The 21,051-nt window shown below is 70.5% G+C and carries 15 protein-coding genes and 1 pseudogene; 6 read left to right on the forward strand and 10 right to left on the reverse strand.

Annotated elements, in window-relative coordinates; all coding sequences use genetic code 11:
• Positions 1-4 precede the first annotated feature (4 nt).
• The gene (locus tag KBX34_RS26625; RefSeq protein WP_099851612.1) at positions 5-901 is read right to left on the reverse strand and encodes an SIS domain-containing protein; all 897 of its coding nucleotides are present in this window, start codon (positions 899-901) and stop codon (positions 5-7) included.
• Positions 877-1,896, reverse strand: a complete 1,020-nt coding sequence (locus KBX34_RS26630) for a 1-phosphofructokinase family hexose kinase (protein ID WP_247672267.1) — start codon at positions 1,894-1,896, stop codon at positions 877-879. Before KBX34_RS26630 ends, KBX34_RS26625 begins: the two co-directional genes overlap by 25 nt.
• Positions 1,897-2,293: 397 nt before the next feature.
• Between KBX34_RS26630 and KBX34_RS26635 the strand changes: the two genes are divergently transcribed.
• Together KBX34_RS26635 and KBX34_RS26640 are read left to right on the forward strand one after the other, a co-directional pair.
• Complete coding sequence (locus tag KBX34_RS26635; RefSeq protein WP_088946946.1) at positions 2,294-3,367, forward strand: right-handed parallel beta-helix repeat-containing protein; 1,074 nt, start codon at positions 2,294-2,296, stop codon at positions 3,365-3,367.
• Between the two features lie 27 nt (positions 3,368-3,394).
• On the forward strand, positions 3,395-5,743 hold the full coding sequence (locus KBX34_RS26640) for a family 20 glycosylhydrolase (protein ID WP_210927644.1): 2,349 nt from the start codon (positions 3,395-3,397) through the stop codon (positions 5,741-5,743).
• A gap of 75 nt (positions 5,744-5,818) precedes the next feature.
• On the opposite strand, the gene KBX34_RS26645 is transcribed toward KBX34_RS26640, so the two are convergent.
• From KBX34_RS26645 to KBX34_RS26655, 3 genes are all read right to left on the reverse strand, one after another.
• Positions 5,819-8,596, reverse strand: coding sequence for a discoidin domain-containing protein (locus KBX34_RS26645; protein ID WP_247672268.1), 2,778 nt, complete (start codon positions 8,594-8,596; stop codon positions 5,819-5,821).
• A gap of 149 nt (positions 8,597-8,745) precedes the next feature.
• Positions 8,746-9,525: a DeoR/GlpR family DNA-binding transcription regulator gene (locus KBX34_RS26650; protein ID WP_088946944.1), complete on the reverse strand. Its 780-nt coding sequence runs from the start codon at positions 9,523-9,525 to the stop codon at positions 8,746-8,748.
• Between the two features lie 106 nt (positions 9,526-9,631).
• Positions 9,632-11,974: a beta-galactosidase gene (locus KBX34_RS26655; RefSeq protein WP_210927646.1), complete on the reverse strand. Its 2,343-nt coding sequence runs from the start codon at positions 11,972-11,974 to the stop codon at positions 9,632-9,634.
• A gap of 358 nt (positions 11,975-12,332) precedes the next feature.
• Here KBX34_RS26655 and KBX34_RS26660 point away from each other — a divergent pair, with 358 nt between their 5' ends.
• Positions 12,333-14,057, forward strand: coding sequence for an exo-alpha-sialidase (locus tag KBX34_RS26660; protein ID WP_210927648.1), 1,725 nt, complete (start codon positions 12,333-12,335; stop codon positions 14,055-14,057).
• A 71-nt stretch (positions 14,058-14,128) separates the two neighbouring features.
• On the opposite strand, the pseudogene KBX34_RS26665 reads toward KBX34_RS26660, so the two are convergent.
• A pseudogene (locus KBX34_RS26665) lies at positions 14,129-14,539 on the reverse strand (malonic semialdehyde reductase); the annotation flags it as partial.
• 10 nt (positions 14,540-14,549) lie between these two features.
• The gene (locus KBX34_RS26670) at positions 14,550-15,110 is read right to left on the reverse strand and encodes a flavin reductase family protein (RefSeq protein ID WP_210927650.1); all 561 of its coding nucleotides are present in this window, start codon (positions 15,108-15,110) and stop codon (positions 14,550-14,552) included.
• Between the two features lie 335 nt (positions 15,111-15,445).
• On the opposite strand from KBX34_RS26670, the gene KBX34_RS26675 reads away from it, so the two are divergent.
• The gene (locus KBX34_RS26675) at positions 15,446-15,625 is read left to right on the forward strand and encodes a DUF4236 domain-containing protein (RefSeq protein ID WP_053653605.1); all 180 of its coding nucleotides are present in this window, start codon (positions 15,446-15,448) and stop codon (positions 15,623-15,625) included.
• A 73-nt stretch (positions 15,626-15,698) separates the two neighbouring features.
• Here the strand turns inward: KBX34_RS26675 and KBX34_RS26680 are convergent, their stop codons facing one another.
• The gene (locus KBX34_RS26680) at positions 15,699-16,583 is read right to left on the reverse strand and encodes a hypothetical protein (RefSeq protein ID WP_210927652.1); all 885 of its coding nucleotides are present in this window, start codon (positions 16,581-16,583) and stop codon (positions 15,699-15,701) included.
• Between the two features lie 24 nt (positions 16,584-16,607).
• Positions 16,608-17,129, reverse strand: coding sequence for a VOC family protein (locus KBX34_RS26685; protein ID WP_210794284.1), 522 nt, complete (start codon positions 17,127-17,129; stop codon positions 16,608-16,610).
• A 49-nt stretch (positions 17,130-17,178) separates the two neighbouring features.
• Between KBX34_RS26685 and KBX34_RS26690 the strand changes: the two genes are divergently transcribed.
• Both KBX34_RS26690 and KBX34_RS26695 read left to right on the forward strand, forming a co-directional pair.
• A complete protein-coding gene (locus KBX34_RS26690; RefSeq protein WP_088951553.1) occupies positions 17,179-17,640 on the forward strand; it encodes a MarR family winged helix-turn-helix transcriptional regulator in 462 nt (153 codons plus the stop codon).
• Between the two features lie 57 nt (positions 17,641-17,697).
• Positions 17,698-19,320, forward strand: a complete 1,623-nt coding sequence (locus KBX34_RS26695) for a tetratricopeptide repeat protein (protein WP_210927654.1) — start codon at positions 17,698-17,700, stop codon at positions 19,318-19,320.
• A gap of 311 nt (positions 19,321-19,631) precedes the next feature.
• Here KBX34_RS26695 and KBX34_RS26700 read toward each other — a convergent pair whose 3' ends face one another.
• Entirely contained in the window at positions 19,632-21,008 is a 1,377-nt protein-coding gene (locus KBX34_RS26700) for a cell wall metabolism sensor histidine kinase WalK (RefSeq protein WP_088951552.1), read from the reverse strand.
• Positions 21,009-21,051 lie beyond the last annotated feature (43 nt).

Genomic DNA, 21,051 nt, shown 5'->3' on the forward strand with positions numbered 1-21,051 from the left:
GTCCTCAGGCAACCGGCGCGGTCAGGACGACGGACCGGGTGAGCAGCCGGGGCTGGTCCGGGTGCAGGCCGCGACGGTTCGCGAGCTCGACCGCGAGCCGCTGCGCGGTGGTGAGGTGCGCCATGGCGTCGACGTCCTCGTGCACGACGATCGCGCCCGTGGCGGCCAGATCGTCGCGGAGGCCGGGGACCACCGGCCCGAAGATCCAGACCACGGACCGGTGGTCCACCACGCTGATCGGGCCGTGCCGGAACTCCATCGCCGGGTACGACTCGGCCCACATCTGTGCGGCCTCCCGCAGCTTGAGGGCCGCCTCGTGCGCCAACCCCACGGTCCAGCCGGTGCCGAGGAAGGTGAACTGGCTCCGACCGACGACGTCCGGGTCGACCGGCGTGTTCAGCTGGGCGCGCGCCTGTTCGATCGGCTCGGTCAGGTCCTCTCCGAGGCCGGCGCGCCAAGCGGCGAGCGCGGTCGTGGCGAAGCGGGTCTGCACCACTGACTGTTCGTCGGCGAAGTCGAGGACGACGCAGTCACTCACGAGCCGGCTCACCGGCCGGTCGGCATCGGTCGTGATCACGGTCGAGCGGCTGCCGCGCGGCAGCTGCTCAAGGAGCCGGATCACCTCGGTGGTGGTGCCGGAGCGGGTGATGGCGACGACGCGGTCGTACCGCCGCCCGGAGGGAAACTCCGAGGCCGCGAAGGCGTCGGTCTCCCCCTGGCCCGCCGACTCGCGCAGCGTCGCGAAACTCTGCGCCATGAAGTACGACGTGCCGCAGCCGACGACGGCGACGCGCTCACCGGGCTGGGGCAGCGCCCGCGCCACGCCCGGCTGGGCGACCAGGTCCGCGGCGCGACGCCACGTCTCGGGTTGGGAGGCTATCTCGGAGGCGACGTGCGACACGGTTCCTGCTCTCTGTCGGTGCGGTGTTCTTCCAGCTTTTCCACAGTGGTTCCGGGCAGCAGCCGGGAAGCCACGTCGTCGTCGTACTCGCCCGCCCACGGGCAGGCGACGGCGGCCGCCGAGACGGCCGCGCCCTGGGCGAGGACGTCCCGCCAGGGCGCGCGGGTGAGGAGCCCGTACGCGAGCACGGCCGCGAGGGCATCGCCGGCGCCGGTCGGGTTGCCGGACACCCGTTCGGGCGCACGGACGCTGTAGGCGGCCCCGCCGGTGACTGCCACGAATCCGTCCGCGCCGCGGGACACCACGCCGGCGGTGGCGCCGCTTCGGACGAGCCGGTGCGCCACCGCGACGGCGTCCTCGCGGGTGCGTACCGAGCGTCCGAGCAGGTCGGCGGCCTCGTGGGCGTTCGGTTTCGCCAACGTCGGTCCAGCGGCCAGGGCATGCCGCAACGCGGGGCCGTCGGCGTCCACGATGGTCTCGGCCCCGGCGGCTCGCGCGATGGTGACGAGATCGGCGTACGCGGTCTCGGGTACGCCCGGCGGCCGGCTGCCGGACAGCACCACCACCCGCGCGGCCCGCACCCGCTCGGCGAACGCGTCCCGGAACGCCGCCCACTGCGCCTCGGTGACGTGCGGGCCAGGTTCGTTGAGGACGGTCGCCGTGCCCTGCGCGAGGACGGTCACCGTCCGACGGGTCTCCGCACCGAGGCGGGTGAACTGCGCCGGCACGCCGGCCGCCGCCAGTTCCGCTTCGATGTGCTCGCCGGAGGCACCGCCGAGCAGACCCAGGACCACTGTCTCGGCGCCCAGTTGACGCAGCACCCGGGCGACGTTCAGACCCTTGCCCCCGGCACGGGCGACCACGCCGGTGACCCGGTGCGATGTGTCCGGGACCAGTTGGGGAACGGTGTAGGTGATATCCAGGGCCGGATTGAGCGCCACCGAGATGATCAGGTCACCCCGACCGCGGGCCCGGGGCGGGTCTTCGATCGTCATCTGGCCGCCTCCTCCGGCAGATGCCGGCTACACGAGCACGCATGATCTTTCGTGACATCCCAGTGCCTATATCAATCAGGATGTTGCAGACCCTAGGATCTGACCCTACTGCCGTCAAGGTCCCCCAACCCGCCTGGGGCCGGTGTACGCCGTTGGGCCACCCCACAGGCGCGAGGATCAGCGAGGATCAGCGAGGAGTGGTGAGGCGTCGGAGTCGGTTGGTGAGCTGCCACGCGGACGACACGGATATTGCAGAAAGTTGCACAGATCTCACACCTCAGACGACAGCACGGACGGCCCAACCGGCGCCGGGGAGCCCTTGACGAGTATCGATAAGGTTCGTAAGTTCGTCCGACATCTGACGTAGGACAATCCCCCCGCTGTCCGAAGGACAACCATGACCACAGGAATCTCCCGCCGCGCGGTCGCTGTGGCGGGTGCCGCCGGTGCCCTCGCCGCCGTCGCGCCGCCCGGCCGGGCCGACGCCGCGATCGTTTCGACGTCCCTCCCGGTTCTCGGCGTCACCGACGACTGGAACGCCGTCCTCGCCCGCACGCCCCAGGTGCAGCTCACACCCGGTGCCACGTACACCCTTACCGCTCCTGTCGCGCTCCCCGATCGCTGCGTCATCGTCGGCAACGGCGCGACGGTCACCGTCGCCAACGATCAGACCGGCGCCCTGTCCATCGCGGGTCGCAGCAGTGTCACCATCAGCGGAGTCCACTTCCTCGGACGCCAGGCCAGCCCGGTCGACTCAGCACCGCAGTTCGCGCACGTCGGCATACGGATCAGCCGCAGCACCGGCGTCCGGATCCTGGACTGCGACTTCACGAACTGGCGCGGCGCTGGCCTGGCGGTCACCGGGTCGACGGCGGACGACTACTTCGGCTACCGGCTCAAGGTGAGCGGCAATGCCTTCCACCGCTGCTACTTCGGTGTGTCGATGGCGGACCGCAGCGAATACTCGCAGTTGACCGCGAACAGCTTCACGTCGTGCCGACTCGCCATCTGGAACTCGTCGGGGAACTGGACGATCAACGGCAACGTGGTCGTCGGTTGCTACGGCGCCTACTACTCGTTTGCCCAGACCAGCCCGTACGGCGCGCTCACCAGCGACAACTGGGGGCACGGCAGCCTGACCGGCAACACCGTCAACCACTCCAACGGCGGCGTGCCCGTGCGGTGGAGCACCGCGTTGGCGTTTCCGATCGGCGGGGTCGACCGCAATCCCGGCACCGGCGTCGTCGTCGACGGCGTCCTGCCGCCGACCTTCACCGGCAACACCCTCTGGTACAGCGACATCCGCGCCACGAACCTGCTGGGCACCCGCTGGATGCTGTCCGGCTGCACCCTGTCCAATCTCGCCGTCAGTTGCACCGGCTCCGTCCCGGTGCACCTGGTGGGTACGCAGGCCAACAGCGGCAACCTGCCCCTGTTGCAGGGCAACGTCAAGGATCTTCTGCCGCTCTGAGCGTCACCCGACCGGAGGTAGGCGACAGTGTTCCCATCCCGCAAACAGCGTCTTCTTTTCGTACTCGCCGCCCTGCTGGCCGGCGCGGGGCTCCAGGTTCCGTCGGCGGCGCACGCGGCCAACCCGGCACCGCAGGTCGCGCCGAGCGTCCGGGAATGGACGGGCGGCACCGGCTTCTACACGCTGACCACGACCTCCCGGATCCTGGTGGACCCCGCCCACACCGCCCAGTTGTCGACGGCCGCGACCGCGTTACGCGTCGACCTCGGTGCGATCAGCGGTGTCGACGTACCTGTCATCTCGTCGGCGGCGCCCGCGACCGGCGACATCCTGCTCACCCTCACCACGACGGACGCCGGCATCGGTGACCAGGGATACCTGCTGACCGCCGGCCCGAACGTCGTGGTCCGAGGAAACGCGGCGGCCGGCGTGTACTACGGCACCCAGACCCTCCTGCAGATGATCAAGCAGAGCGCGACGGCGACCACAGTGCCGGCGGGAACGATCCGGGACTTCCCGCAGTACCGCGAGCGCGGGTTGATGCTCGACGTCGGCCGGCACTTCTACGAGATGGACTATCTCGAGAACCTGCTGCGCCGCATGGCGTGGCTGCGCCTGAACACGCTGCGCATGCACTTCACCGAATGGAACGGCTTCCGCCTCCGCAGCGACCGGTACCCCGGTCTGGCGTCTGCCCAGTCCTACAGCAAGGCCGACCTGCGCCGGATGCAGGATGTCGCCAAGCGGCACCACATCACCATCGTTCCCGAGATCGACCTGCCCGGGCACGCCACCACGATGACGACGTACGACCCGACGACGCGGTTCACCTGCCCGTCGATGGACTACGCGCCCTGGCCCGGTGGATCGAACGGCGGTTGGACGCTCAACCTGACCAAGGACTCCGCCCGGACGTTCGCCATGAACCTGCTGTCGGAGTTCGTGCCGCTCTTCGACGGCCCCTACTTTCACATCGGTGGCGACGAATACCAGAACGACGCCGCCAAGAACAGCTGCCCCGAGCTGGTCAGCTACGCACAGGCACGCGGCTTCCCCTACACCGGCGACGTCTTCACCGAGTTCATGAACCTGATGAACGACAAGGTGCGGTCGTACGGCAAGACAGCCCAGCTCTGGAACTGGTGGGAGACGAACGGCCAGCAGACCAGCATCAAGCCGTCGACCAGCATCGTCCTCACGCCGTACACCGGGTCGCTGAACTACTTCTACAACCTGGGCTACACGGTCGTCGGCGTTCCGGAGAGCACCCTGTACGTGACTCCCGGCCTGAACCTCTACGTCAACGCCAAGAACGTGTACGAGAGCTGGACTCCGGACACGAACGCGAAGGTCAACGGCTACAAGATCGCGCGCTGGTCGGATGCTGTGGAACACCAGACGGACGAGTGGTTCGACCAGTACGCGAAGCGGCCGACGGAGGTCCTCGCCGAGCGTCTGTGGGGTGGCCCGCGGTCGAGCACCGTGGAGGCGTTCTTCACCCGCGTGGACGCGATCGGGGACGCCCCGGGCGTGCCGAGCGTGGTCCAGGTCAACGACAACACCACGGGAACCGGCGACAACCAGTTCAGCTACTCGGGCACCTGGCAGTACGGGACCAACGGCGCCCGGCAGTTCCAGGGCGACGACCACTACAGCAGCACGCTCGACAGCGCGTACCAGGTCCGGTTCACCGGAAACAAGGTCAAGCTCTTCGCCGCCAGGGCGGCGAATCACGGGCGGGCCGGCGTCTCGATCGACGGTGGCCCGGAGACGGTGGTCGACCTGTACTCCCCCACGCGGGTGGACCAGGCGATGGTCTTCACCAGTGGACTGCTCGCGCAGGGCTCGCACGTCCTGCGGGTGCGGGTGCTGAACAGCAGGAACGCCAGTTCGTCCGGCACCGCGGTCACCGCGGACAAGGTCGAGGTGTCCCGGGCGGCGACCCCGGCCGCCGCATTCGACCCGTCGACCGAGTACCGGGTCGTCAACCGCAACAGCACCAAGGTGCTTGAGGTGCCGGTCGGCAGCGGGGACGGCGGTGGCGCCATCCAGTGGTCGAGCAACGGTGCGGCGCACCAACGGTGGACTCTCGTCGAGGCCGGCGGCGGCTACCACCGCATCGTCAACCGCAGCAGCGGCAAGGTGTTGGACGTGTCCGGCTCATCCACCGCCGACGGAGCGAGCGTCGTGCAGTGGACGAGCCACGGCGGCACGAACCAGCTGTGGAGCGTCATCCCGGTCGGCGCGAATTACAAGATCATCAACAGGAACTCCGGCAAGGCGCTCACCGTGGCGAATGCCGCGACCAACGACGGTGCCGCCGTCGTCCAGTGGACGTACACGGGTGCGGCCAACCAGCAGTGGTCCTTGTCCTGACCCCGTTTTCGGTCCCGGTAATGGCCGTGGCCCGTCGGACAGGGCGGCAACCCTGTCCGACTGGCCACGCGGGGCTCAACTCCCCGACGTCACCGCGGTTCCGGTGATCGCCAGGTCGGCCATCGTCGTCCAGGGACCCCGGGCGCCAGCCTCGCTCAATGCCCGCAGCCGCACGTACCGGCCGCTGCGGAAAGCGCCGAACGGCACCACCTTCTGCGTCGACGTGTCGGCGAAGGTCCCCGACGCCACCGGGGTGCCCCAGTTGCTCGGGCTGTCCGAGACGTACACCTCGTAGCGGCCGATCCGGCCGTTCACTCCCCCGTCCTGCCGTGGCAGGTACCGCAGCCCATCCATCCGGTACGTGGCACCCAGATCGATCTGGATCTCGTGCGGCAGGGGCGCGGCCGTCGACGACCAGGCGGTGTGCCAGAAGGTGGCCGGGTTACCGTCGAACGCGTTGGTGGCAGCGCCGTTCTCCGCGCTGGTCTCCTCGCTGTCGGCGTACACGAGGCGCCAGCCGTCCCTCGGGATCGGCGGCGGCGGCGTACTGGTGCCGGCGACCGGCAGCACGGCGCCGTCGATCCGGGTCTGGAACGCGGTGTTCCGCGCACCGACCTTGATCCACAGAACTCCGTCCGCGTAGAACCATCCGCTGCTGGCCGAGTCGTAGGCGGCGCGCGTGCTCAGCGGCGGCAGCGTCCGGCCGGCGACCGTGACCGCCTGCGGAGCACCCGCCAGGTGCACGCTGAACTCGTAGGACCGCGACGACGGGTTGCTGGCGTACGTGCCGGTGGAGGCGCCCACGTCCACGGTGACCGTTCCGGTGCCGGACGTCGGCGCAGTCATCTGGACCTGCTGGGTGGCATAGGCCCCGTTCCGGTAGGCGCGGGTGATGCCGTCGTCCTCGTAGAGCGTGAAGCTCGACGCGCCACGCGGATACAGGTCGTAGGTGAGTGTGGAGACCGGTTTCTCGCCGGTGTAATTCATCTGCGGCCACATCGGCACGATGGAACCGCCCTTGACGAACAGAGGCAGCCGGTCGAGCGGTGCGGCGTACCCGTTCAACGTGAGTGGCCCCTGGTACACCCGCCCGGTCCAGTAGTCGGTCCAGGTGCCGGCCGGCAGGTAGATGCCGTCGCGCAACTCGGTGTCGGAGACCACCGGCGCCACGAGGAAGGCGTCGCCCGCCATGAACTCCCCGGCGGTGGCGTTGCCGCGGGCGACCGGGTCGTTGGGATACTCCAGCACCAGGGCCCGGGTCGCCGGCACGCCGGTCACGCTGGCCACGCGACTCATCGTGTAGTGGTACGGCATCAGCCGCATCTTGAGCTGGAGGTACCTGCGGTTGATCGACAGGTACGGCTCGGCATAGCGCCAGGGCTGCTTGTCCTGGTAGCCGGGCGCCGGGTTGGTCGCGCCCCAGCCGGACATCGTCATGAAGGCCGGCGTGAACGACTTCCACTGCAGGTCCCGCACGTAGGTGTTCGGGCTGCCACCGAAGATTCCGTCGACGTCGCCGGTGGCGTAGTTGAAGCCGGACAGCCCCGCGCCGGCTACGGCCGGCACGGTCCACCTCATGTCGTCCCACCGGCCGTACGTGTCACCGGTCCAGACAACGGCGTTGCGCTGGCTACCGGCCCAGCCGTCGACGGTCCACACGTAGCGACGCGCGTCGGAGTTCCGCTCGATGCCGTCCACAGCCTGTTGCACACCACGGAACGCGTCGCGGTACCCGCCGCCCACCCAGGCGACGTCGGTCTTCACGCCGCGCGAGCCGGCGGTGCCGACCTCCGAGTCGATGGACCCGAGCCCGGCGGATGTCCACAGACCGGTCTGGAAGCCGAGTGCCTTGGCGCCCGCCACTGTCGACGGCAGGTCGGTGTAGCCGCAGCCGTACCCGTCGTTGGGCAGGAACCACCCGGACGGCATGTTCTTGGCCCGGGCTTCCCGCGCGTACGCCAGCACGTCGGGAGTCCGCTGATGCCCGGCCCGGTTGTGGTCGCCCTGGTAGGTGGGGTTGGACGCGTTGAAGCAGTCGGCGTTGCCGAGTTCGAGGCCCCACATCGGGCTCAGGAACGGCTTGCCGGTCACGTCGGTGTACGCGCCGAGCACCGCCTTGAGCGAATCACCCACGAAGTAGTACGCGTCGAAGCGTTCCTCGTTGTGGGTGGTGGTCACCGGTGCGGTGAAGCCGTAGGAGCCGGCTGCCCAGGTGTTGCGCAGGACGCCGTAGCCGTTGGTGGACAGGTAGAAGGGCGCCGGGCTGGCGTTCGTGTTCTCCCGCCACTGGTTGTCCACGGCGATGGGCACCGTCTTGTCGCGGAGCGCCCACTCGCCCAGCCGAAGGCCGGTGCCGTAGAACTGCTCGTCCGCGTCGCGTACCAGCCGCTGCGTGGTCCGGCCGGCGGACCAGTCCAGCGGTTGTGCCTCCCGCCAGACCGGCCGCCCGTCCGGGCGGAGGACCTGCATGGTCAGGGGGTTCTTGTTGATCCGGATGACCACCGCCGCGGTGGTGATGCGGAAGGCGGTGCCGTCGTCGGTCACCGTGCTGGCGACCCCGCCGAAGTCGGTCCGTACGGTGATCTCGTTCGCCGCCGGTTCGGTGAATGTGCCGTTGGGTGCCGCCCAGACGCGGAAGATGTCCGCGCGTGTCAGCGTCACCCGGATGCGGGCGGCCGTGTTGGTGGCGATGGTGTACGTGTTCCCGGCCCGCGTGAGGCCGGTGGCGCTTCCCGGTGTGCCGGCATGAGCGGGTACGGCTTGCAGCATTGCGGCGAGCAGGATGAGGGCCACCACGGCGGCCCGGACGGCGGTGCGGGGGCGACGGAACGCGGGCAGCGATGACCAGATCATCGATTTCTCCCGGTGTGGTGAGGGGTCGACGCGGCTCCAGACATTCACGAGGGCCGATAAGCAGGGATGCTGCACCCACTTGACTCAAGATGCAAGAAATCGGCGACGATTTCGCATCGAGTTCCATCTTTGCCGTCGAGAGACGCGCGTCAGACCCGCACCACCTTCACCCCGGCCTGCTCGACGAGGCTCACCTGCTCCGGATCCGCCGCCCTGTCGGTGATCAGGGTGTCGATGTTGCCCAACGGACAGATCCGGTTGAAGCTCCGGCGGCCCAGCTTCGAGGCGTCCGCCACCACGATCGTTCGCGCGGCGCTCGTCACCATGACGTGGTTGACCGCCGCCTCGCCGTCGTTGTGCGCGCTGGCGCCGTGCTGGTGGTCGATCGCGTCCACCCCCAGCACCACCACGTCCAGCGCCACGGACGCGAGCATCGTCTCAGCGATACGGCCGACCAGCTCGTACGACTGTGGGCGGGCCGTCCCACCGGTGAGCACCACCCGGATGTGCGGCCGCACGATGAGTTCGTGCGCGATGTTCAGCGCGTTGGTCACCACCGTGTTCGCCGTCGTCTGCCCGTTCGGGTCGGTGCGCAGCGCGAGAGCCCGGCCCACCTCGGTCGTCGTGGTGCCCCCGTTGAGCCCCACCGTGCTCCCCGGCGGAATCAGTGCGACGGCTGCCGCGGCGATGCGCTGCTTCTCCGATGCCTGCCGGACCGCCTTGTAGCGCAGCGGCAGGTCGTAGGACACGTTCGTGACGACCACGCCGCCCCGGGTACGCGTCACCAACTGCTGCGTGGCGAGCTCGTCGAAGTCACGTCGAACGGTCGCCGTGCTCACGCCCAGCTCGCGGGCGGTGGATTCGATGTCGAGCTGACCCTCGACCGCGACCATCTCCAGGAGTCGGTGCCACCGCTCGCGCTGGTTCACGTCTCACTCCGGTCGCTCGGCCCGCCCATGCGCCCATCCTTGCATCCCTGATGCAAAGTTCCGTACCGCACCACGGCGGAGCGGGCCCGGGAGCGCGGGGTGGACATCACGCGTCGGTGAGCCGCCAGTGCTGGGAGGCGCTGCCGGTGTCGCTCTGCTGCACGATGGCGGCACCGTTGGTGGTGGCCCCGCCGGCCACGGCGAGGACCTTGCCGGTCTGCACGTTGACGAGTTTCACGAAGTCGCCGGTGGCGGTGACGACCCGCCACTGCTGGTTGCCGCCGCCGGTCGCGCTCCACTGGATGACCCGCGCCCCCTCAGCCGTGGAGCCGGCCTCGACGTCCGCCAGCAGCCCGGAGTTGACGCTGGTCATCGTGGTGACGCCACCCACCGCGCCAGCCATCAACCACGCCTGGTTGGTCCCGCCGTTGGGGGTCCACTGGATCAACTGCACGCCGGTGACCCGGGACAGGTCCGGCACGTCGAGGGCCTTGCCGCTGGCCCGGTTGACCACCGTGTGGCGGACGGCGCCCGACTGGCCGCTCAATGTGGCCTCGAAGGAGATCGGCTGCGCCTGCACCTGGTGCAGGTCGAAGACGACGATCTCGTTGGCCCCCACCCGCAGCCACGGCGCCGGACAGTAGAGCCGCTGCTGTGGCCCCACCTTCCAGTAGCGGCCGAGGTTACGACCATTGACCCAGACCACGCCCTTGGTCCACCGGGACATGTCGAGGTACGTGTCGCCGGTCTGGGTGAGATTCACCGTGGCCTTGAAGAAGATGCCGGGCCGCGAGCTGTTGGTGATCACCGGACGGAGGCCGGCCACGTACGCCTCGTCGACGGGCAGCAGGTGGGTCTGCCAGTTGGTCAACGTGCCGGTCAGGGTGCCCGCGTCGACGAGCGACACCCGTTCCGTGATGCCCTTGCGGTCGACCAGGGCCTGGCCGAAGTTGTTGCGGCCCATGCCCTCCACCAGGATGTCGAGCGTGGGACTGCCACTGACCGAGGTCTTCAACGCCAGCGGCGCGTCCTGCACGGTCACCCCGAGCGGGGTCGTGTAGGCCGCCGGGAGGTTGCTCCGGGACAGACCGCCCTGGTAGACGCCGTCGAGGAACACCGTCGCGTAGTCGCGCACCGACCTGATGTCCAGCGTCGCCCGGGTGTAGCCGGGCAGGACCCGGCGGTACAGCATGAAGCCGGAGTTCTGGCCGTACATCTCCATCGGTTGGGGGTTCGTCTGCGTCGACAGCGCGGCGGGCAGGTTGTCCCACAGCGAGGCGTACGGCGTCGGCACCACCGCCTGAGCGCCGGTACGCACGATGGTGGGGTTCGGCGCGGGCACGGCTGGCAGCGTCACCCCGAGGGCCGTGCCGATGATCTCGCGGTAGGTGGGGTACAGCCGCGACGGGCCGCCCTGCTCGTTGATCGGCGCGCCGTAGTCGTAGCTGGTGATGTCCGCCTGGTAGCCGGTCCCGTTGTCGGCGGCGTTCGCGCCCGCGGAGTACCCGAAGTTCGTCCCGCCGTGGATCATGTAGAGGTTGAACGACAGCCTGCCGGCCATCAGGCCCCGCAGCTGGGTGGAGATGTCGGTGTTCGACCCGGCGAAGCCACCGTCGCTCCAGTGCGTCAACCAGCCCGTGTAGAGCTCGCCGGACATGGCCGGGACGGTCGGGAAGGACTGCCGGGCCGCGGCGATGGCCGCCGCGTCACCACCGCTGAGTGCGATCGCACCGCCGGCCACGACCGTTCGGTTGCCCTGCACCTGGCCGAGCCCGTCCTCGGTGTAGAACGGCCCGGTGATCCCGGCGGCCAGCCACAGTTGCCGCAGTTCCTCAAGATAGACGGCGTCGCTGCCGTACGACCCGTACTCGTTCTCGATCTGGACCATCAGGATCGGCCCACCGTTGGCCACCATGAGCGGCCTGACCTGCGCGGCGAGCGCGTTGACGTAGCGCGTGACGGCCGCCATGTAGTTGGGGTCGGAGGCGGTGCGGACCCGCAACCTGATGTTCGGGTTGCGCAGCAGGTACGGCGGCAGGCCACCGAGGTCCCACTCGGCGCAGACGTAGGGGCCGGGACGCAGCAGCACGTACATGCCCTCGGCCTGACACAGCCGGATGAAGCCGGCGATGTCCCGCCGGTCGGTGGTGAAGTCGAAGACGCCCGGCCGTTCCTCGATGTGGTTCCACATCACGTAGATGGCGATCGTGTTCATGCCCATCGCCTTGGCCATCTGGATCCGGTGACGCCAGTACTGCACCGGGATGCGGGACGGGTGCATCTCCCCGCTGCGGATCTGGAACGGCTGACCGTTGAGCAGGAAGTTGCTGCCATCGGCGGAGAACCCGAAGACCTGTGCCGCGGCCGCAGCACCGGCCGGGCCGCCCGACGCCAGCATCGCCGCGAACGGACTGAGCACACCCAGGGTGAGGAGTTGGCGCCGTTGCATGGTGTCTCCTTCGGACAGGCATCGTCGGCACGCCGGCGGCGGCCGAGGGCCGGTCGGGCCGGATCGCCAGCGTGTCGACAATGATCGATGTAGAGCGAGCCTGCCAGACGATGCAACAAGATGTAAATATCTAAGCTCGTTTTGCATCTTCGATCATCTGCGTCCGCAGTTGAGCCCGCACGCCCGCACCTGGCAGCCGCCACGGGTACCCGAGCGTCGATCTATTGACGACCCGCCCGGCGCCCCTTAGCGTCTTGGACGTCAGATATCCGACGTCTTATGGCTAAGTTCTCCGTTCCTCACCCCCGTCCCCGGAAGGACATCCCCCGTGTCTCCTGTCCGAGTACTGACGCGCCGAGTGACGGCGGTCGTGGTCGCCGTCCTCGGCGTGGCCGCGATCCTGCCCGCCACGCCAGCTCACGCCGCCCCCGCCGGTGTGAGCGCGACGGCCAGCGCCGACTGCACGACCGGCCGGCTCAACCTGCGGCTCACCAACGGCAGCACCACCTCGCAGACCTTCACCGTCACCTGGCCGGGCCGCACCAACTCCCCCTGGACCCGCACGGTCGCCGCCGGCAGCAGCAGTAACGAGCTGTACTGGACACTGCCGGCGGGCACGGCGTACACGCTGCGCACGACCACGCCGACCGGACTGGACGACACCTCCGCCGGCATCTTCCACTGCGGCACCGGCATGTCCGCGGTCGCCAGCTACGACTGCACGGCCGGCCGGCTCCAGCTCGCGGTCGAGAACCGCACCACCACCGCCCGGGACTTCACAGTCGCCTGGCCCGGGCGCACCGGATCCCCGTGGACGCGCACCATCGCCGCCGGCGGCAACTACCTGCACTACTGGACGGTCGGCGCCGGCACCGCGTACACCCTGCTGGTCACCGCCCCCGGTTTCGACAGCACCCTGCGGGGAACCGCCGGGTGCGGCCTTGCCGCCGGCACCCCGCAGATGAACGCCACGACGGTCATCAGCACGCAGTCCGTCATCCGCAACCTCAACGGGCCCAACGGCCGCTACGACGGCACCTCAGCCTCGGTCCGCATCCCGGGCATGGCCGTCACCAACAACGGCACCGTCATCGCCGTCGCGGACGCCCGGATCAACGGCTCGTACGACCTGGGTGGCGGCACCAACAACATCCAGATCGCCATGACCCGCAGCACCGACGGCGGTCGCACCTTCGACCAGCCGCGCATCATCCACGCCCCCGCCACCACGAGCGAGGGAGCGGGCGACCCCAGCCTGCTGGTGGACCGCAAGACCGGCGTCGTCTACTGCTTCTACACCTACTCCCCCAAGCCGGGCATCAGCTTCTGGTCCGGCTCATCCGGTCTCAACACCGCGAACGACCCGAACAGCCTGCACCTGCAATACATCACCAGCAGGGACAACGGTGCCACCTGGAGTGCCCCGGTCGAGCTGAACCCGACCATCAAGGTGCCGACGTGGCAGCAGGCGTTCTTCTCCTCCGGTCACGGCATCCAGAGCAGCACCGGGCGCCTGATCCAGCCGTTCGTCTACCGGGACGGTGCGGGTCTCACCCAGACCGGCAACATCTACAGCGACGACAACGGCGCGACGTGGCAGCGCGGTGGACCCGCCGGCGGCAACATCAACGAGAGCAAGGCGATCGAGCGTGGCACCGGGGCGATCGTGCAGAACATGCGGCACAACAGCACCCGTAGCCGGTTCTACTCCACCTCCACCGACGGCGGCGCGACGTTCGGACCGGCCACGGCCAGCGCCCTGCTGACCGATCCGCTCTGCAACGCCGACGAGATCTCCTACCTGCGCCCGTCGGAGCTGGGCACGAACGGCGCGCCGGTGCGGACCCGTACCGCGCTGTTCAGCAACAACGCGGCTCCGGCCGCGCGCAACGACCTCACCGTCCGGCTGTCAACCGACGACGGTGCGAGCTGGCCGGCGCGGGCACTGGTCAAGCCGGGCGGCGCGGGCTACTCCACGATGGCCGTGCTGAACGACGGCACGATCGGCAACCTGTACGAGGTGGGCAACACCGGAGGCATCTTCTTCGCCCGCTTTACCCTGGACTGGGTCAAGGGCGCCTGATCCGAGAAACTCCCGTCCCCGGTGCCGGCACCACGCCGACACCGGGGACGGCCCTTTCCCCCGGCCACCGCTCAGCCGGCATCGTCGACGGTGCGGATCACCTCCCCAGTGTCCAGCCGGGGCAGACGTTCGTGCGAGGCCTCGGGGCCGGGGTGCCCTAGATTGAGCAGGAGCAGCACCTCGTGGCGACCGTCGGGGAAGAACTCCCGCCGCACGCCTGCGGCGTCGAAGCCCGCCATCGGGCCGGCGGCGAGACCCGCCGCGCGGACACCGACGATCAGGTAGCCGATCTGCAGGGTGGCGTTCAACCGGGCCTGCTCGACCCGCGCCGTCCGGTCGGCCAGCCAGTCCCGCGCCTGCGGACGGTGCGGATACAGCTCGGGCAGCCGCTGGTGGAAGTCCACGTCGGCGGCGAGGACCGCTGTCAACGGAGCGATGGCCGTCCTGGCCCGGTTGCTGCTGGAGATGTACGGTACGACGTGGTCGGTGCGCTCACACCTCGACCGCCGTGGTGTAGCCGCCCTGGTGGTGCACCAACGGTGCGCCGTCCCCGCCGTCGCCCAACGCGAGCGGCTCGGCGATCACCAGCGTGTGGTCGCCGGCCGGCACCCGGTGCACCACCCGGCAGAGCAGCCGAGCCAGCACTCCGGTCAGCAACGGCACCCCGAACGGCCCCGGCGTCCAGTCCGGGTACGCGGCGAACCTGTCGATGCCGCTGGTGGCGAAGACGGCGGCGGCCTCCCGTTGCCCGGCGGCCAGCAGGTGCACCGCGACGTGCTCGGCTCGGGCAAGCACCGGCCAGCTCGACGACGCCGTCCCGAGGCAGAACGAGACGAGCGGTGGATCCAGCGACACCGAGGTGAACGACGTTGCGGTGAATCCCGCCCGGACCGGTGCGCCAACCCCGCCCAGGCAGGCGGGGTCGGTGGCGCGGGCAACGGCGGTGACCACTGTGACGCTGGTGGCCTGCCGACGCAGCAGGGCACGGAACAGGTCCCGGCTCACCGGCCGCAGCTCGGCGGCGTCCGTCGTCGGACGCTCCAGCGTGGTCACGCCGACACCAGGGTGACGGGCCTCGCGTGCCGGACCAGGTCGACGTGCACACGAGCGGTAAGGAGAAGCTCATCGCGCTGCGACATGACCTCATGTTGCCGGGCACGGGATCGAGCGGTCAACGGCCTTCCAGCAGATGAGACTTCCGCCGCTGCCGATGTTACGGGAGTGCCCTCAGCAGCGTTTACCGCGCCGCAACACCTATCTGTTGGATAGAGATTCGGGTACGCGGCGGAGCAGTGTCCAGGACGGACATTGAGAGGGTTTCAAAAGTTGTCGGTTCGGGCATGTTCGATCTCGACACGGCAGGGAACGGTGACGAGGGGAGACCTCCGATGGGCCTCATGTTTCGCAAGCGCAAGAAGTACGGTCCGATCATCCTGAACTTCACCGAGAACGGCTTCTCCTCGTGGAGCATCAAGATCGGTCGCTGGTCCTGGAACTCGAAGGCCAAGGCGCACCGGGTCGACCTGCCGGGTCCGCTGTCTTGGAAGCAGGACAAGTCCCGGTCGTAATCATCCCGGGAGTCGAGCGGGGTGCCGGTGATTCACCGGCACCCCGCTCGGCGTCTGTGGGGGTGCGGGATGCTCAGCGCGCCAGGGCGATGATCTCGTCGCCGGCCAGCCGGCCAGCGTCGCGGTCGCGCCGCACCTCACCCGCGTCGAGCAGGTCGGCGAGCGCCCGGTTGGCGTCGGCGGCACGGTAGACGGTCGCGGTGAGGGTGTGCCGGCGCAGTTCGGTGACCGGCCGCGACCCGCCCTCGCGCAGCTCGGCCAGCAGCTCGCGGATCAGTGGTTCGAGGTCGGGATCGCCGGTCACGTCGACAGTCGCGCCCATCGGGTCGGCCGGGTCGCGGTAGCGCACGTCGAGATCCGCGCCGATCGCCCAGAGCGCGTCGCGGACCGCCTCCAGGCTCCGGTCGGAGCGGCTGCCGAATGCGATCACGCCGGCCCCGTCGCCCTCCGGCAGCACCGGCGCCACCTCGGCGACCAGGGGGAAGCCGGCGGAGACGAGCGCGTCACGGGCGCTGTCGCCGGTGTGCAGCAGCAACTCTCCGGTGCGACCGTTGGTCGCGGCGGTGAGCAGTTTCGGCGTCACGGCGCCGGGCAGGTCCACGAAGGAGAACAGCGGGGCGCCAGCGGCCCCGGCGGCCTTCACGGCGACCGGAAGCCGGTATGGGTCACCGGGCAGCAGGTGCACGGTGACCTCGGCGGGCAGCTCCGCCTCGATCGGGCCGAGTCGGGCCGGCAGGTCGGCGGCGCCGTCGGCCAGCACCAGCACCGTCACCTGCCGGCCGCGCACCTGGTCGCCGTGCGCGGCGACCAGGCGCAGCGCGGCCTCCGCGCTGCCCGCGGTCGTGCCCGCGAGTGCGACGGTGGCCCGCCGGGAACGGTGCAGGGCCGCGGGCAGCCAGGTCGTCAACTGGCGGACCAGCAGCTCGCGGAGGAAATCAGTGGTCCGGTCGGTCGGCATCGGTCCGTTCTACCGTACGACCGATCAGGCCGGGACGGAGATCCCCACTCCGCCCTTGGTCTGCCCGCCGTAGCGCTGCCGCTCGGCGTCCAGGTCGAGCCGACCGATCTGCTTGCGGGCGGCCAGCGCGCTGTCGTCGAGCAGGTCGGCGGGGATCAGCCAGACGATCTCGAACTCCAGACCGTCCGGGTCCTTGCCGTAGAGGCTCTTGGTCGTGCCGTGGTCGGAGGTGCCGGCCAGCGCGCCGGCGGCGGCGAGTCGCTCGGCGGTGGCGGCCAGCTCGTCGAGGGTGTCCACCTCCCAGGCGAGGTGGTAGAGGCCGACGGTGGCTCGACCGGCGGTCGACCGCCCGGCGGCGGCGCCGATCTCGAACAGGCCGAGGTCGTGGTCGTTGGTGGAGTCGGGGGCCTGGAGGAAGGTGGCACCCCGGAAGCCGTCCGGGGTCATCGCCACCGGGCGGAAGCCCAGCACGTCGCTGTAGAACGCGACACTGCGGGCGAGGTCACTGACGTAGAGGACCGCGTGGTTGAGCCGGTGGATACCCATGACCCGAGACTAGCGCGGTTTTGTTGAACGTTCAACTATAGGGGATATGATGGCTGTCATGACCCGCTGGCTGGACCCCGACGAGCAACGCACCTGGCGCGCGTACCTCACCGCCTCCCGGGTGCTGATGGACACGCTCGACCGCGAGCTGCAACGCGAGGCGGGCATGCCGCACGCGTACTACGAGATCCTGGTCCAACTCTCCGAGGCCCCCGGCCGCCAACTGCGGATGAGCGAGCTGGCCCAGGCCGCCGGCTCGTCGCGCAGCCGGCTGTCGCACGCCGTGGCCCGGCTGGAGGCCGCCGGCTGGGTGCGCCGCGAGGAGTGCCCCACCGACCGACGAGGGCAGATCGCGGTGCTCACCGACGAGGGTTTCGCCACCCTCGCGGCCGCCGCGCCCGGCCACGTCGAGGGGGTACGACGGCACCTGTTCGACGCGTTGAGCCCCGCCCAGGTCGACCAGCTGCGCCGGATCAGCGAGACGTTGGCCGAGCACCTGACCGGATCCTGACCAATCGACACCGGCGCGGGTCTTGTACTTACCGTCGTCGGATGAGCACGATGGGGCGTGTCTTCCGGCTTCGGCGAACTGACTGATCAGGCGCACCACCTCGTGTCGGCCGGTGATCTGGCCGGCGCGCAGCAGTTGCTCTCCGACGCGCTCACCGACGCCGACCCCCGCCCGGCCAACGCCACCGGCGAGCTGGCCGAGGCGGCCAGCCTCCAGGCGCGGGTGCTGGTGGCTCTCGGTGAGCCGCACTCGGCCCGGGGGTGGGCCGCGTTCGCGTACGCGGCCACCACCCGACTGCACGGCCGCTCCGACCCGCGCACCGTGGCCGCCGCGGCGACCCTGGCCGCGGTGCTGCACCGGGTCGGCAGCCATTCGAGGGCCGCCCGGCTCTACCAGGAAGTCATCATCGAGCTGACCGCACAGGACGGTCCGGAGTCTCTGCGGGTGCTCGCGGCGCACGCCGACCTGGCCACCGTCGAGTATGCCCGCGGGCAGTGCACGGTGGCCCGTGACCGGCTCCAGGATGCCTGGGAGCTGCACCGCGAGGTGTACGGCGACGGGCACCCCAGCGGCATCAAGATGCTGGCGCGGCTCGGGGCGATGCAGCGGGACTGCGGGCAGTTCGCCGAGGCGCACGACAACCTGGCGCTGGCCCGCGAGCTGTGCCGGCAGCACCTGCCCGCCGACGACCCGCTGGCGGCACAGGTGGCGACGCTGGCCCGGGCGGCGGCCAACCCCGACCATGCCTGCGCCGACGACCCGCCCACGGCCCGGGACACCCCGGTGGTGCCGGCAGCTCGTGTCCCTCCGCACCGCGACGACCCGGGCGACTCCGACTACGGCCCGCCCGCGCCTCCCCCGCACCACACCGGGGCGGCGGGCGGCGGATCCGTTCCGAACCCCCGGGTGCCTGCCGACGAACCGGTCGGGCCGGCGGGCACCAGATGGCCACCCGAGCCGACGAGCGAATCCTCGTCGTACACCACCGACACCCCGGTGCCCCCGTCCGTGGTCGGGCTGGCCGGCGGCACGGAGGAGCAGTACGGGGTGTACAGGCTGCGCCGGGCCGACGCGCACCCGCCGTCCGACCCGTACGAGCCGTCCGACCCGTACGCGCCACTTGAGCCGTACACACCGTCCCGGCTGCTGCCGGTGCCCGTGCACCGGGTGCCGTCGGCGCAGCGCAAGCGGCTGGTGCCGGTGCTGGTGGCCGGCGTGGTCGTGGTCCTGCTCGGCGCCGCCGCCGTGATCGCCGGGGTGGCCCAGGTCGACGGCGACGACGAGCCGGCCCCGCCCCCGGCGAGCGGCTCCCCCAGCGCCACCTCACAGGCCAGCACCGCCTCACCGGCCAGCACCGCGCCCGCCTCCACCGGCACCCCGCCGCCGTCGGCTGGCCCCGCGGCACCGCCCGGCAGCCCGCCCGGCGCGGTGACGCTGCACGACAGCCGGGACAGCATCGCGCTGAACTGGACCTACCCCGCCGGCAGCGAGGGCCCGGTGGTCATCGCGGGTGGCCGGACCGGCCAGGACCGCAACGTCTTCGCGACCCTGCCCGCCGGCACCACCAGCTACGTCATCTACGCGCTCAACCGCACCAACGACTGGTGCTTCACGGTCGCCGTCGTCTGGTCCACCGACACCGTCGCCAGCTCAGAGCAGGTCTGCACCCGCCGCCGCTGACCCGCCAGGCACGCCCAGCCGACCACACCCTCGCCGGCCAAGCCCCGCCGACCCCACCCTGCCGACCTCACTCAGCGTGGCTTGCCCACCGACGAGCTCGCCGTGACATTGCGTCACCTCCGGCGCACCCAGCCACAACATCCCACCCCGCCTTTGCTCTGCTTACCTCGATGCACCACCGCGGATGAGCAGCTGAGACGTCGCGGCAGCCGCTTCGACAGGCATCGGCGAGGTATCACGCTACGTAGCTGTCGCGCCCGCGGGTGCAGAGCAAAGGGGTGATCGGGGGGTGGGTGGGGGCAGGCTCGCCGTCACGGACCGTCAATCTGTGGCCCAGGGCCGTCCTCGCCCGGAAACGCCGGCAGCAGCAGACACACTCGCAGCCCGCACTGCTCCGGCGCGTCGGTCAGGCTGATGCTGCCGCCCGCACGTCGCACCAACTCCCGGACGATGGCCAGCCCCAGGCCGGCGCCCCCGTCGTCGCGGGCCCGTCCGTCATCCAGCCGGGTGAACCGATCAAAGACCCGCTCCCGGTCCGCGACCGGGATCCCCGGGCCGTCGTCGGTCACCGTCACCAGGTGGTACGCCCCGGAGCCACGCCCGTCCGTCGACGCCGCCTCGGCGGCGAGCACCACACTGCCGTACGCGTGCCGGACCGCGTTGTCGACCAGGTTGGCCAGCACGCGCCGCAGCTCATCGGCGTTGCCGGTCGTCCAGAGCGGGCCCGGCGGCGGCGTCAACCGAACCGGCGGCGACGGGTAACGGGCGGCGACCTCGGCCAGCAGCGCGCCCAACTCCACCGGGCCGACGCCCCGGGTCGGTGGCGCTTCGTCCAGGCGGGCCAGCAGCAGGAGGTCGTCGACCAGCCGGCTCAGTCGCTCGGTGTCGGTGAGCAGGTTGGTGGTGACGGCCGTCCAGTCCGTCCGGTCGGCGAGACGCTGGGCCACCTCCAGCTCGGTCCGGATGTTGGTCAACGGACTGCGCAGCTCGTGTGCGGCGTCGGAGACGAACGCCCGCTGGCGGATCCGGGCCGATTCCAGCCGGTCCAGCATGCCGTTGAGGGTGACCGCCAACCGGTGGATCTCGTCGGCCGACGCGGGCACCGGCAACCGGCCGGCGCCGGCCCGCCCGGTGATCTCCTCGGCGCCTCGGCGGAGCGCCTCGACCGGGCGCAGGGTCGCCCCCACCACCCGCCACGCCACGGCGGCCAGCACGGCCACCAGCAGGGGAAACGCCACCAGCAGGATGGTCCGGACGACGTGCGCGCTGTGCCGCACGTCGGCCATCGAGCGGGCGACCAGCACGGTGAGCGGGTCGGCCGCGGTGCCGGCGGGAACGGTGACCACCCGGACCGGACCGGCGAGACCGACCCGCTCGGCCGGCACGTCCAGGCGCTGGCGGCGGTCCCGGTCCAGCCGCTCCGGGCGGACCATCGGCACCAGCCGATCGGCATCGATCGAGGCGGCCCTGATCCGCCCCTGCGCGTCGACGACCTGGACGCGCACCTGGCCACCGGCCACCGGCAGCGGGTCGGGCAGCGCGTCCTCGGCGGCGAGCAGGGCGACCGCGTCGGCGGTCCGGAACGCCTCGGTGTCGACCGTCCGCTGGAGCACGAAGCCGAGCGCGCCGAGCAGCACCACCCCGCCCAGGGCGAGCCCGATGGTGAGGCCGAACACTCCGAGCGCCATGAGCCGCCCCCGCAGCCCGAGCACCGGCATCCAGCCGAGCCAC

This window comes from Micromonospora sp. M61 (assembly GCF_018070245.1).
GTDB lineage: Bacteria > Actinomycetota > Actinomycetes > Mycobacteriales > Micromonosporaceae > Micromonospora > Micromonospora zamorensis.

What these genes read in the sequence shown, in the direction of transcription:
- KBX34_RS26630 (WP_247672267.1), bottom strand. Translation starts at nt 1,896, where the DNA reads ATGACGATCGAAGACCCGCCCCGGGCCCGCGGTCGGGGTGACCTGATC.
- KBX34_RS26635 (WP_088946946.1), top strand. Translation starts at nt 2,294, where the DNA reads ATGACCACAGGAATCTCCCGCCGCGCGGTCGCTGTGGCGGGTGCCGCC.
- KBX34_RS26645 (WP_247672268.1), bottom strand. Translation starts at nt 8,596, where the DNA reads ATGATCTGGTCATCGCTGCCCGCGTTCCGTCGCCCCCGCACCGCCGTC.
- KBX34_RS26655 (WP_210927646.1), bottom strand. Translation starts at nt 11,974, where the DNA reads ATGCAACGGCGCCAACTCCTCACCCTGGGTGTGCTCAGTCCGTTCGCG.
- KBX34_RS26675 (WP_053653605.1), top strand. Translation starts at nt 15,446, where the DNA reads ATGGGCCTCATGTTTCGCAAGCGCAAGAAGTACGGTCCGATCATCCTG.
- KBX34_RS26680 (WP_210927652.1), bottom strand. Translation starts at nt 16,583, where the DNA reads ATGCCGACCGACCGGACCACTGATTTCCTCCGCGAGCTGCTGGTCCGC.
- KBX34_RS26685 (WP_210794284.1), bottom strand. Translation starts at nt 17,129, where the DNA reads ATGGGTATCCACCGGCTCAACCACGCGGTCCTCTACGTCAGTGACCTC.
- KBX34_RS26690 (WP_088951553.1), top strand. Translation starts at nt 17,179, where the DNA reads ATGGCTGTCATGACCCGCTGGCTGGACCCCGACGAGCAACGCACCTGG.
- KBX34_RS26700 (WP_088951552.1), bottom strand. Translation starts at nt 21,008, where the DNA reads ATGGCGCTCGGAGTGTTCGGCCTCACCATCGGGCTCGCCCTGGGCGGG.